We start from the raw sequence: 12,598 nt of genomic DNA on the forward strand, positions 1-12,598 counted from the left end.
AACATTCTCCGCGCGCTCTGCGCACACCGGGGCCCATGCTGGAATTCCTGCGCGGGCGCGACGTCCTGGTCGCGGGCTGGGGCGTGTCGGGACGCTCGCTGGTGGAACCGCTGCGCGACATCGGCGCGCGTCCGGTGGTGACCGACGGCGGCGCAGCGGCCCTGGCCGAGGCGGCCGGGCTCGGGCTGGACGTGGCCACCACCGCGGAGCTGGAGAGCGCGGACTGGAGCCGCTTCGCGCTGGTGATCACCAGCCCGGGGTGGCGGCCGGACTCGCCGGTGCTGGCGTCCGCGGTCGCGGAGGGCACGCCGGTGTGGGGCGACGTGGAGTTCGCCTGGTGGGTCGATCAGGCCAGAATCTACGGCCCGGTCCGCAAATGGCTGGTCGTCACCGGTACCAACGGCAAGACCACCACCACCCAGATGACGCACTCGATCCTGCGCGCGGCCGGCATCGCCAGCGTCGCGTGCGGCAACATCGGCCTGCCCATCCTGGACGCGCTGCGGCGCAATCCGGGTCCGCAGGTGCTCGCGGTCGAGCTGTCGTCGTTCCAGCTGCATTGGGCGCCGTCGGTGCGCCCGGAGGCGGGCGTCGTCCTGAACGTGGCCGAGGATCACCTGGATTGGCACGGCGGCCTCGACGCCTACGCCGCGGCCAAGGCCAGGGCGCTGGTCGGCCGGGTCGGCGTGGTCGGCTTGGACGATCCGGTCGCGGCCTCGCTGGCCCGCAAGTCCAAGGCGCGCCGGACCGTCGGTTTCCGGGTGGGCGTGCCCGCCGACGGTGAACTCGGCGTGGTGGACGGCAAGTTGCTCGACCGCGCGTTCACCAAGGCCGCGATCCTGGCAGAGGTGGGCGACATCAGCCCGCCCGGCCCGGCGGGCGTCGCCGACGCCCTCGCCGCCTCCGCGCTGACCAGGGCGATCGACGTCGCGCCGCAGTTCGTCCGGGAAGGCTTGATCGAGCACAAGGTCGGGCCGCACCGCGCCGCGTTCGTGCGCGAGCTGGCCGGCGTCGAGTTCGTCGACGATTCCAAGGCCACCAATCCGCACGCCGCGCGTTCGTCGATCCTGGCGCATCCGCAGGTGGTGTGGGTGGCGGGTGGTCAGCTCAAGGGCGCGCACGTCGACGACCTCGTGGAGGAGGTCGCCGACCGGCTGGTCGCGGCGGTGCTGATCGGCGTCGACGCGCCGGTGCTCGCGGCCGCGTTGGCGCGACACGCGCCCGAGGTCCCCGTCGTCGAGCTGGTCGCGGGAGACGATGCAGGGATGGGTGACGAAGCGTCGAGGACCGCCGCGGCCGACGCCGTCATGGCGCGGGCGGTGCGCGCGGCCGCCGGTTTCGCCCGCCGCGGCGACACCGTGCTGCTGGCGCCGGCCGCCGCGTCGCTGGACATGTTCGCCGATTACACCCACCGTGGCCGCAGTTTCGCCGCGGCGGTGCACGCCCTGGAAGACCGTGATCTAGGCACCACCGATATCGGGGGTTTGCGATGACCGCCGGCCGGGGCGGGCGGGGTACGGACACCCGCTCCGGTCGGTCGAGTCGCTTTCACGCGCGAGCGGTCAGCTCGTCCGCCGCCACGGTGGTCGCACCGGCGTCGAGCGCGAGTGTCTCGTGACTTCGGGCACCGGCAGGCGTTGGACCGGCAGGGCGGCCCGGACCGCGGGCGCGCGAGAAGCCGCGGCGGCCCCGCGGCGTGGCCGCGGGATGGCGACCGGCCCCGGTTCGTGGCTGGCACGGCCGCTGGCGTCCTTCCATCTCGTCGTCACCATCGCCACGCTGCTGACCGCACTCGGACTCGTCATGGTCCTGTCCGCGTCCGGAGTCGTGGAGTACGCCGAGGGCGGGTCGGCGTACTCCTTGTTCATCCAGCAGACGTTGTTCGCCGGCATCGGCGCGGTGCTGTTCTATCTGGCTCTGCGCGTTCCGCTGCGGCTGCTGCGCCAGGCGTCGTTCCCGCTGTTCGCGCTCTCGGTGCTGGCGCTGGCGCTCGTGCTCATCCCTGGTATCGGCACCAGTGTGCAGGGCGCGCGGCGCTGGCTGGTCTTCGGCCCGGTGTCGGTGCAGCCGTCCGAGGTCGTGAAGGTCACGCTGATCGTCTGGGGTGCGCACCTGCTGGTTTCCCGGCGCGCGATGGGTTCGAGTCTGCGCGACATCCTGGTGCCGCTGGTCCCGGCGGGTGTGCTGGTGTGTCTTTTGATCGTGGTCCAGCCGAACCTCAGCACCACGGTGGCGGTGGGCATCATCCTCGGCGCTCTGCTGTGGTTCGGCGGCCTTCCGGTCCGGTTGTTCGTGACGATCGCGGTGTCCGGCGTGGTCGCCGCTGGCGTGCTCGCCATGTCCGCGGGTTACCGGTCGAATCGGGTGCGGTCCTTCTTCAACCCGGGTTCGGACCCGCAGGGCGACAACTATCAGGCTCGGCAGGCGCTGTACTCCCTTGCCGACGGCGGGATCTGGGGCAGAGGCCTGGGACAGAGCCGGGCCAAGTGGAGTTACCTGCCGAACGCGCACAACGACTTCATCTTCGCGATCATCGGAGAGGAGCTGGGCTTCCTGGGCTGCGCGCTGGTGCTCGGGCTTTTCGCGTTGTTCGTCTACACGGGCCTGCGCATCGCCAGCCGGTCGGCTGATCCGTTCCTGCAATTGCTCACCGCGTCGGCGACCACATGGATCGCCGGGCAGGCCATGATCAACATCGGGTATGTCGTCGGTCTGCTGCCGGTCACCGGGTTGCAGCTGCCGCTGGTCTCCGCCGGTGGCTCGTCGCTGGCGATCACCCTGCTGATGTTCGGCCTGATCGCCAACGCGGCCAGACACGAGCCGGAGGCCGTCGCGGCGCTGCACGCCGGACAGGACGGGCGTTTCAGTAGGCTGTTGCGGTTGCCCAAACCCGAGGTGTACGCACCGGCTCGGGCCAGTGCCCGCCGTGGCCGGGCGCCGCGGCCTTCGGATCGAGGACCGTCGGCGCAGCCGCAGGGCAGGCGGGGGCGTGCGGAACCGCGCCGCCGCTCGCCGGAGAGCCGCGGCACCAGCTCGGCGCGTGCCACCAGGGCTTGGGAACCCAGCTATCCGGTCAATCACGCAAGAGAACGGGGAAGATCCAGGTGATCTCGGTAATCGTCGCGGGCGGCGGCACGGCGGGCCACATCGAACCGGCACTGGCGGTGGCCGACGCGTTGCGGCGGCTCGACGATTCGATCCGGGTGACGGCGCTGGGCACCGAACGCGGCTTGGAGACCCGCCTGGTTCCCGAGCGCGGCTATCGGCTCGAGCTCATCCCTCCCGTCCCCTTGCCGCGCAAGCCCACCGCCGACCTGCTGCGGTTGCCCGGCCGGGTGCGCGCCTCGGTGGCGGCCACCCGCGCGGTCATCGATGCGGTCGAGGCCGATGTGATCGTCGGATTCGGCGGCTACGTGGCGCTTCCGGCGTATCTCGCCGCCGGCGCGGGCGTACTGCGCCGCAGGCGCCCGGTGCCGGTGGTAGTGCACGAGGCGAACGCCAAGGCCGGCATCGCGAACAAGGTCGGCGCCCGCCGCGCCGCACGGGTGCTCGCCGCGGTCCCGGACTCGGGTTTGGCGAACGCGCGGGTGGTCGGCATTCCCGTGCGCGAATCGATCACGGGGCTCAACCGGGCCGCGCTGCGGGCCGAGGCGCGGGCGCACTTCGGTCTTCCGGCCGAAGGGCCGGTGCTGCTGGTTTTCGGCGGTTCGCAAGGCGCGCGGACGCTGAACGAGGCGGTGTCGGGCGCCGCGCCGCAACTGGCCGCCGCGGGCATCTCGGTGCTGCACGCGCACGGACCCAAGAACACCATCGAGGTGGACGACTCCGCCGCGGACGGCGCTCGCTACGTCGCGGTGCCGTATCTGTCCAGGATGGACCTCGCCTACGCCGCCGCCGACGCGGTGGTCTGCCGGTCGGGCGCGATGACCGTGGCGGAGGTCTCCGCGGTCGGACTGCCCGCGTTCTACGTGCCGCTGCCGCACGGTAACGGGGAACAGGAACTCAACGCCCGGCCCGTGGTGGGCAAGGGCGGTGGCAGAATTGTCCCCGATTCCGAGTTGACGCCGAAGTACGTGATCGATGAGGTGATTCCGCTGCTCATGGACTCCGCACGGCTGACAGAGATGGGCCGGGCCGCCGCAGGCGCGGGGCACCGCGACGCCGCCGACGAGGTGGCGCGGATCGCGCTGGAGGTGGCGCGCCGATGAGCGACACCACCGCGGACCGGGTGGCCTCGGACAACGGCGCCGAGCGGACCGCGCTGCCCCCGGAGCTGGAGCGCGTGCACATGGTCGGCATCGGCGGGGCCGGGATGTCCGGCATCGCGCGGATCCTGCTCGCCCGCGGCGGTGCGGTGTCGGGATCGGACGCCAAGGAGAGCCGAGGTGTGCTGGCGCTGCGCGCTCGCGGCGCGCAGGTGCGGATCGGGCACGACGCCACCGCGCTCGACCTGCTACCCGGCGGCCCCACGGCCGTGGTGACCACCTATGCCGCCATTCCGAAGACCAACCCGGAACTGGTCGAGGCCAACCGGCGAGACATCCCGGTGCTGCTGCGCCCCACGGTGCTGGCCTCGCTCATGCAGGGCCATCGCACGCTGCTCGTGTCCGGGACGCACGGCAAGACATCCACCACCTCGATGCTGATCGTGTCGTTGCAGCACTGCGGGTTCGATCCGTCGTTCGCGGTGGGCGGCGAGCTGAACGAGGCGGGCACCAACGCCCACCACGGCACCGGCGACATCTTCGTGGCGGAGGCCGACGAGAGCGACGGCTCGCTGCTGCAATACGAGCCGGACGTGGCCGTCGTCACCAACATCGAGTCCGATCACCTGGACTTCTTCGGTTCCGACGAGGCCTACGTGCAGGTCTTCGACGACTTCGCCGACCGGCTCGCCGCGGGCGGCCTGCTGGTGGTGTGCCTGGACGATCCCGGCTCGCTGGCGCTGGCCGAGCGGGTCGGTGCGCGGTTGGCCGAGCGGAACGTCCAGGTCCTCGGCTACGGCTCGGGCGACCTCGCGGACGCGCCGGTGCCGGTGGGCGCCCGGCTACACAGCTGGGAGCCGCGGGATGTCGGCGGCATCGCGCAATTCCAGCTCGCCGACGAGGCCGCGCCGCGCACGCTGCGCTTGGCGGTGCCGGGCAGGCACATGGCGCTCAACGCGCTGGGCGCGCTGCTCGCCGCCAGGGCCACCGGCGCCGAGGTCGGCGAGGTCATCCAGGGCCTGGAGGGGTTCGGCGGGGTGCACCGCCGGTTCCAGTTCGCCGGGCGGGAGAACGGCGTGCGGGTGTTCGACGACTACGCCCACCACCCCACCGAGGTGCGCGCCGTGCTCGGCGCCGCCGCCGAACTGGTCCAGCAGGAGGCCCGCGACGGCGCCAGGTCCAGGCAGGGCCGGGTCATCGTGGTCTTCCAGCCGCACCTCTACAGCCGCACCGCGACCTTCGCACAGGACTTCGGCGCCGCGCTGAGCCTGGCCGACGAGGTCGTCGTGCTCGATGTCTACGGCGCGCGGGAGAAACCGCTGCCGGGCGTGAACGGCGCGCTGGTCGCGCAGTCGGTGACGAAGCCGGTGCACTACCAGCCGGACATGTCCCGGGTCGGGCGCCAGGTCGCCGGGCTGGCGCTGCCGGGTGACGTGGTGATCACCATGGGCGCGGGCGACGTGACGATGCTGGGCGGTCAGATTCTCGACGGATTACGTGCGCGTCCCCAGCACGGACGGTGACCCGCGTGCGCGGGGTCGGGTCGGCGCGCGCGGCCGGGCGCCGCGCGGGTGATCGGTTCGGCGAACTCGACTGGCGCCGGATTCGCCTGTGGGGATTGCTGAGCGTGTGCGTTCTTGCGGTGCTCTGTGTGCTCGCCTGGTTCACCCCGGTGCTGTCGGTGCGCACCGTGCGGATCGAAGGTGCGGTGGCGGTGCCCGAACAGCAGGTGCGCGATGTGCTCGAAATTCCTTCCGGCCGCTCGATCTTCCGGATCGACACGAATGCCGTGGCGCGGCGGGTGGCGAGCATTCCGAAGGTGCGCTCGGCACGGGTGCAGCGGGTTTTTCCGTCCACGGTCCGGGTGACGGTCGTCGAGCGCACCGCGGTGTTGTTCTACGACAGTCACGAAGGCGCGCATCTCCTGGACGCCGAGGGCGTGGAATTCGCGGTCGAGCCGACGCCGATCGGCGTGCCGAAGTTGATCACCGATCATCCCGGCGGCGCGGATCCGGTGACCAGGGCGGCGGTCGCCGTCCTCGCCATCGTGCCCCCTGCGCTGGCGGTTCAGGTGAGCGAGGTTGCGGCGCGGTCCATTTCGGATATTTCGCTGAATCTGAAGGACGGCCGCACGGTACTCTGGGGCGGGAGCGACGACGCCGAGCGAAAGGCGGCGGTCGTGTTGCCGTTGTTGACGCGCCCCGGAACGGTGTTCGATGTGTCGAGTCCCAATCTGGTCACGGTAAAGTGATCCGCACCCATTGCGCCCAGGTAATTTTCGGCGGTCCGGGAGCGGTTCCGGCGCCGAGAAGGGAGCCGGGAGGCAACCGTTCACCATACGACGTGTGGAGCGGCGAGACGAGCGGGATCACGCAAGATTCTGGCTCTCGTTTCGGCGCGCCTGCGCGCGTATCGCGTCGGCTGCGAATAGCGTTCCGCACCAGTCGGATACTTGACATAACGCTAACCCTATGGTTGAGCTTTAGGGTTTGCCCGAGCCGCGGTTCGCTCTTCGCAGCGACCCGACCGCCGGACCGGGCCGAAAAGGCGGGGTGCCGAGCATCCGGAAACGACAGGCTTTAGATCGAAGGAAGGCGAGAGCCCATGACGCCCCCGCACAACTACCTTGCGGTGATCAAGGTCGTCGGTATCGGCGGCGGCGGTGTGAATGCCGTCAACCGGATGATCGAGCAGGGACTCAAAGGTGTCGAGTTCATCGCGGTCAACACCGACGCGCAGGCGCTGCTGATGAGCGATGCCGACGTCAAGCTCGACGTCGGCCGCGAGCTGACCCGCGGTCTCGGCGCGGGCGCCGACCCGGAAGTCGGCCGCAAGGCCGCCGAGGACCACAAGGACGAGATCGAAGAGGTGCTCAAGGGCGCCGACATGGTCTTCGTGACCGCGGGCGAGGGCGGCGGCACCGGCACCGGTGGCGCACCGGTCGTCGCGCAGATCGCGCGCAAGCTCGGCGCGCTGACCATCGGCGTGGTCACCCGCCCGTTCTCCTTCGAGGGCAAGCGGCGCGGGAACCAGGCCGAGGTCGGCATCAATCTGCTGCGCGAGTCGTGCGACACGCTCATCGTCATCCCGAACGACCGGCTGCTGCAGCTCGGCGACGCGGCGGTGAGCCTGATGGACGCGTTCCGCTCCGCCGACGAGGTGCTGCTCAACGGTGTGCAGGGCATCACCGACCTGATCACCACCCCCGGTCTGATCAACGTCGACTTCGCCGACGTCAAGAGCGTGATGTCCGGCGCGGGCAGCGCGCTGATGGGTATCGGTTCGGCGCGCGGTGAGGGCCGCTCGGTGAAAGCCGCCGAGGCGGCGATCAACTCGCCGCTGCTGGAAGCCTCCATGGACGGCGCGCACGGCGTGCTGCTGTCGATCGCGGGCGGGTCGGATCTGGGACTGTTCGAGATCAACGAGGCCGCCTCGCTGGTGCAGGAGGCCGCGCACATCGAGGCCAACATCATCTTCGGCACCGTGATCGACGACTCGCTCGGCGACGAGGTGCGGGTCACCGTGATCGCCGCGGGCTTCGACGGCGGCGGCCCGGCCCGGCGCACCTTCGAGACGTCGGGCCGCAGCACCATCGGCACGGCGCGCTCCGGCGAGATCGGGCAGAGCCGGACCAGCGAGATCGCCGCGCGCGGCAGCGACAGCACGCCGAGCGCCTCGGTCGCGGGCACGGCGGGCCGCGGCGCGTTGCCGAGCTACCGGGACACCGAACGGCCGCGCACGCTGGGCGAGCCGTCGGTCACCAGCGGCACGCGATCGCACCTCACGCCGCCGCCGGACGCCGGCGACGATGACGACGACGTGGACGTGCCGTCGTTCATGCGGAGGGGCTGAGCGCTGGAATCCGGTTCCGGCGCGCGCCGGGACCGAGCTGGAAAGAGCGATCCCGGCCCGCGCCGGGACGTCTCGGAGGGACCCGCCGAAGCGGTGTCCCGCAGTACGATCGCGCAGCATTTTCCGGGGGACGCCGGCGCGGGGCCGGCCGAGCGAGACCGGGCGTCACGGCGCCCGATGCGACGCAACTGATTCGGCCCCGGGGGGAAATTTCGCTTCTACCTGGGCATTTCGACGCCATTCCGCGAGCGCAACTACGCTCGTCGCCATGACTATCGCGCCGACCATCACTGTCCGACGGGTGACCACCACCAGGTCCGGAGGCTTCTCGGCGCCACCCTACGACTCGTTCAATCTCGGCGACCATGTCGGCGACGATCCCGCGGCCGTCCGGCGCAACCGCGACCGGCTGGCCGAAGGCATCGGCCTGCCGCCCGAACGCCTGGTCTGGATGGAACAGATCCACGGCCGCAACGTGGAGATCGTCGACGGCCCGCGCGCCGAACCGGTCCCGGCCACCGACGCGCTCGTGACCACCGTGCCCGGACTCGCGCTGGTCGTGCTCACCGCCGACTGCGTGCCCATCCTGCTGTCCGACGACGAGGCGGGCGTGATCGCCGCGGTGCACGCGGGGCGGATCGGCGCCCGCATCGGCATCGTGCCGCGCGTGCTCGACGCGATGGTCTCGGTCGGCGCGCGCCCGGAGCGGATCGGCGCGCTGCTCGGGCCCGCCGCCTCCGGCCGTCAGTACGAGGTTCCCGCCGGGATGCGCGCCGACGTCGAAAAGCATCTGCCCGGCAGCGCGACCACCACGGTCCGCGGCACCCCCGGCCTGGATCTGCGGGCGGGCATCTCGCGCCAGCTCACCGAGGCCGGCGTCGGCGCGATCGCGGTCGACCCGCGGTGCACCATCGAGGACCACACCTTGTTCAGCCATCGCCGTGGCGCGCCGACCGGCCGGATCGGCGGGGTGATCTGGATGGAGGCCGCATGAGCGGGCGGAACGCCATCGGCGCGCTCGCGGAGCCGAGCGCGGGGGAGGTGGGCGCGTGAGCACCGAAGCGAGGATCGCGGTGGACGCCGCGCTCGCCGCGAGGACCGCCGAGCTGTCGGAGAACCTGGCCGGTCTGCTGGCGCGCATCGACGCGGCGTGCCGCGCGGCGGGCCGGGCGCCGGAGTCGGTGCGGCTGTTGCCGGTGACGAAATTCTTCCCCGCCTCCGATGTCGCGATCCTGCACCGGCTCGGCCGGCGCGAGTTCGGCGAGTCGCGCGAGCAGGAGGCCGCGGCGAAGGTGGCGGACTTACGTGAGCAAGACCTCTCCGGCATCCGCTGGCACATGATCGGGCGGTTGCAGCGGAACAAAGCGCGCGGTGTCGCCCGCTGGGCCCACACCGTCCATTCGGTGGACAGCGAACGTCTGGCTACCGCCCTGGACGCCGGTGCCGTCGCCGCGCTGGAGGCGGGCGAGCGCACCGAACCGCTGCGGGTGTTGCTCCAGGTGAGCCTGGACGACGACCCCGCCAGAGGCGGCGTCACGGCAGGCGATCTTCCCGCGCTCGCCGAACGGATTGCGGACGCTCCCGGATTACGTTTGTCGGGCCTGATGGCCATTCCGCCGCTGGGTGCGCAGACCGATGCCGCATTTGCGCGACTTGCGACGTTGCACACGTTGTTGGTCGCCGATCATCCGGACGCGACAGAGCTTTCCGCGGGAATGTCGGGTGATCTGGAATCCGCGATCGAACACGGTTCGACGGTTGTGCGTGTCGGTACCGCCTTGATGGGTATGCGACCGATAACCTCGGGCTAGCAAAGAAACCTCATCAGTCACATTCGACACATATGCTGGGATCTGACGAGGGCTGAGCAAGACTTCAACACCCGGCCGCCACCGGGGCCGAAGGAAGGTCGACCAATGAGCACGCTGCACAAGTTCAAGGCGTACTTCGGCATGGTTCCGCTCGAGGATTACGAAGACGACTACGTCGACGATCGCGCTCCCCGAGGGGTGGACGAGCGCGGCGCTCGCAGGCCCCGGCCCCGTGACTACTCCGACCGCGACGGCTACGTCGAGCGCTACGGCGAGGATCGGTACGGCGCAAGCCGTTTCGACGATGTCGACTACCCCGAGCCGGCCTACAAGTCGCCCTACAAGGCGGGTTACTCGGTGTCGCGGCGCGACGACTACGTCGACGAGCCCTACGGCGACGACCGCTACGACGCGCCCCGGCGTCCCACCCGGATCGACTCCGCGCCGTCGGGCCGGTTCCGCGCGGGCGGGAGCGCGCCCCCGCTGCGCGGCACGACCCGTGGCGCGCTCGCCGTCGACCCCGACGCCGAGGAGCGCAGGCTGGAGGAGCGCGTGCGTCCCGAGCCCGCCCCGGTGCGGCGGCCCGGGATCTTCGAGGACGGAGGCCCCTTGTCCAAGATCACGACGCTGCGCCCGCGCGACTACAGCGAGGCTCGGATCATCGGCGAACGCTTCCGCGAGGGCAATCCGGTGATCATGGATCTGGTGGATCTGAGCAACGCCGACGCCAAACGGCTGGTCGACTTCGCCGCGGGCCTGGCCTTCGCGCTGCGCGGGTCGTTCGACAAGGTCGCGACAAAAGTGTTCCTGCTCTCACCGGCGGATGTCGACGTATCAGCGGAAGAACGCAGGCGCATCGCGGAAACCGGCTTCTACAACCAGAAATAAGCTCGTGATCTGGGGGGTGAAGCGGACCGGTCGCAGGTTGTGCGGCGCGGTCATTTTGCGCGAAGCGATTTTTACGGCAGAGTGAACTCGTGGCCTTGTTCGCGGTGCTGTACTTCGTACTGTTCATCTTCTGGCTGTTGCTGATCAGCCGGGTGATCGTCGAGTTCATCCGTAGCTTTGCCCGAGACTGGCGTCCTACCGGTGTCGTGGTCGTCGTCCTGGAGGTGATCTTCACGATCACCGACCCCCCGGTGAAACTGCTCAGGCGGTTGATACCTCCGGTGTCGCTGGGCGGAATTCGCCTGGATCTGTCGATTATGGTCCTGCTTTTCATCGTCTTCATCCTGATGTCGATCGTGGGCAGGCTCGGGCAGCCGGTAGCTCCGGTGTGACAGAATGGGCCGTAAGACAGCTTGCTAGATCTGCTAGATCTCCAAAAGACGCGTGAAGGGATCCTTCCATGCCGCTGACCCCAGCCGATGTGCACAACGTCGCGTTCAGCAAACCGCCGATCGGGAAGCGCGGCTACAACGAGGATGAAGTCGACGCGTTCCTGGATCTCGTGGAGCAGGAGCTGTCGCGTCTGATCGAGGAGAACGCCGATCTGCGCCAGCGGGTCGCCGAGCTCGACGCGGAATTGGCCGACGCCAAGAAGAACCGCGGCCCCGGGGTGAACGCGGCGAAACCGCCGATTCCGCAGGCCCCGCCGCCGCAGCCGGAACCGATCAAGCCTCCGGTTCCCGCCGCGCCGCCCGCCCCGATGCCCGCGGCGCCGGTGGCCAAGGACGCGCCGGGCGCCGACGCGAACCTGCAGGCCGCCAAGGTGCTCAGCCTCGCCCAGGAGATGGCGGATCGGCTGACCAGCGACGCCAAGGCCGAGGCGGAGAGCTTGCTGTCGAATGCTCGGGCGAATTCCGAGCGACTGGTCGGAGACGCCAGGACCCGGTCGGAGGCCATGATCGCCGACGCCCGTCAGAAGTCGGACGCGATGCTGTCGGACGCGCAGAGCCGCTCGGACAGCCAGCTGCGCCAGGCCAAGGAGAAGGCCGACGCCCTGCAGGCCGACGCCGAGCGCAAGCACACCGAGATCATGGCGACCATCACCCAGCAGCGCAGCGTGCTGGAGAGCCGTATCGAGCAGCTCAAGACGTTCGAGCGGGAGTACCGGGTGCGGTTGAAGTCGTACCTGGAGTCGCAGCTCGAGGAGCTGGAGAACCGTGGCTCGGCCGTCCCGGTCGACGGCGGCGAAGCCTTCGCGGATGCCAACACGGCCAACAACCTCGCGCCGGCGTCGTTCGCCAAGGGCGGCAAGTAGCTCGCCGCGCCCCAGCACAGCAGTTCGCATACCGTTAGAGGAACTGTCGAGCCGCCCGGCATGCCTTGGGGGTCACCATGCTCGTCTTGACACTCGTCCTTGCCGCGATCGGCTTCGCCCTGCTCGTGGCAGCGCTCACCACCGGATCGGTGATCTGGGCGTGGGGCTGCATCGTGGTGTGCGTCATCGGCGCGATGCTCTTGCTGGTGAGTGCTTTGTCCATGCGGAGTCCGGATGGTGATTCCCCGCCGCCTCCTGGTCGTCATGCCAAACGCTGACCTGCGCTGCAAAGTGAGTTGACCGATCCGGCTAGAATCAAACATGAACACGGCGTCGATCCGGCCATCACCGGGGAGCCTTCGGAAGAACGGCGGCCCGGGGGCCGCTCAGTAGAACCGAACGGGTGAGCCCGTCACAGCTCGCGAATGAGAGGTCCGGTGTTCGTCACGCCGGACAAGCGGGGTGGTACCGCGGTTTCGGCGCACCGGGCGCCGACATCGTCCCCGTGCCAAACGACTCGGCACGAG

12 protein-coding genes are annotated in these 12,598 nt (G+C 70.1%); all 12 read left to right on the forward strand.

Annotated features, from left to right (window positions below; translation table 11 throughout):
• The first annotated feature begins 35 nt into the window (after positions 1 to 35).
• The 12 genes from murD to U3653_RS07745 all read left to right on the forward strand — a co-directional run bounded on the left by murD (position 36) and on the right by U3653_RS07745 (position 12,349).
• Positions 36 to 1,493, forward strand: coding sequence for a UDP-N-acetylmuramoyl-L-alanine--D-glutamate ligase (murD, locus tag U3653_RS07690; protein ID WP_195077957.1), 1,458 nt, complete (start codon positions 36 to 38; stop codon positions 1,491 to 1,493).
• A 214-nt stretch (positions 1,494 to 1,707) separates the two neighbouring features.
• On the forward strand, positions 1,708 to 3,108 hold the full coding sequence (gene ftsW / locus U3653_RS07695) for a putative lipid II flippase FtsW (protein ID WP_195077958.1): 1,401 nt from the start codon (positions 1,708 to 1,710) through the stop codon (positions 3,106 to 3,108).
• Positions 3,105 to 4,208, forward strand: a complete 1,104-nt coding sequence (gene murG / locus U3653_RS07700; RefSeq protein WP_195077866.1) for an undecaprenyldiphospho-muramoylpentapeptide beta-N-acetylglucosaminyltransferase — start codon at positions 3,105 to 3,107, stop codon at positions 4,206 to 4,208. Before ftsW ends, murG begins: the two co-directional genes overlap by 4 nt.
• Positions 4,205 to 5,728: a UDP-N-acetylmuramate--L-alanine ligase gene (gene murC / locus U3653_RS07705; protein WP_195077867.1), complete on the forward strand. Its 1,524-nt coding sequence runs from the start codon at positions 4,205 to 4,207 to the stop codon at positions 5,726 to 5,728. Before murG ends, murC begins: the two co-directional genes overlap by 4 nt.
• A 5-nt stretch (positions 5,729 to 5,733) precedes the next feature.
• Positions 5,734 to 6,456: a cell division protein FtsQ/DivIB gene (locus U3653_RS07710; RefSeq protein ID WP_195077868.1), complete on the forward strand. Its 723-nt coding sequence runs from the start codon at positions 5,734 to 5,736 to the stop codon at positions 6,454 to 6,456.
• Between the two features lie 353 nt (positions 6,457 to 6,809).
• Positions 6,810 to 8,057 carry a cell division protein FtsZ gene (gene ftsZ / locus U3653_RS07715; RefSeq protein WP_195077869.1) on the forward strand — a complete coding sequence of 416 codons (1,248 nt, stop codon included), beginning with the start codon at positions 6,810 to 6,812 and terminating at the stop codon, positions 8,055 to 8,057.
• 268 nt (positions 8,058 to 8,325) lie between these two features.
• A complete protein-coding gene (pgeF, locus tag U3653_RS07720; protein WP_195077870.1) occupies positions 8,326 to 9,051 on the forward strand; it encodes a peptidoglycan editing factor PgeF in 726 nt (241 codons plus the stop codon).
• A 55-nt stretch (positions 9,052 to 9,106) separates the two neighbouring features.
• Positions 9,107 to 9,868: a YggS family pyridoxal phosphate-dependent enzyme gene (locus U3653_RS07725; RefSeq protein ID WP_323124696.1), complete on the forward strand. Its 762-nt coding sequence runs from the start codon at positions 9,107 to 9,109 to the stop codon at positions 9,866 to 9,868.
• Positions 9,869 to 9,973: 105 nt separating this feature from the next.
• Positions 9,974 to 10,756: a cell division protein SepF gene (locus tag U3653_RS07730; RefSeq protein WP_195077871.1), complete on the forward strand. Its 783-nt coding sequence runs from the start codon at positions 9,974 to 9,976 to the stop codon at positions 10,754 to 10,756.
• Positions 10,757 to 10,845: 89 nt separating this feature from the next.
• Positions 10,846 to 11,148: a YggT family protein gene (locus tag U3653_RS07735; protein ID WP_039797136.1), complete on the forward strand. Its 303-nt coding sequence runs from the start codon at positions 10,846 to 10,848 to the stop codon at positions 11,146 to 11,148.
• A 68-nt stretch (positions 11,149 to 11,216) separates the two neighbouring features.
• Complete coding sequence (gene wag31, locus U3653_RS07740) at positions 11,217 to 12,071, forward strand: DivIVA-like cell division protein Wag31 (RefSeq protein WP_195077872.1); 855 nt, start codon at positions 11,217 to 11,219, stop codon at positions 12,069 to 12,071.
• Between the two features lie 77 nt (positions 12,072 to 12,148).
• On the forward strand, positions 12,149 to 12,349 hold the full coding sequence (locus U3653_RS07745) for a hypothetical protein (RefSeq protein ID WP_084488747.1): 201 nt from the start codon (positions 12,149 to 12,151) through the stop codon (positions 12,347 to 12,349).
• The last annotated feature ends 249 nt before the right edge of the window (positions 12,350 to 12,598 follow it).

The sequence above is a fragment of the Nocardia implantans genome (genome assembly GCF_035544775.1).
GTDB lineage: Bacteria > Actinomycetota > Actinomycetes > Mycobacteriales > Mycobacteriaceae > Nocardia > Nocardia implantans.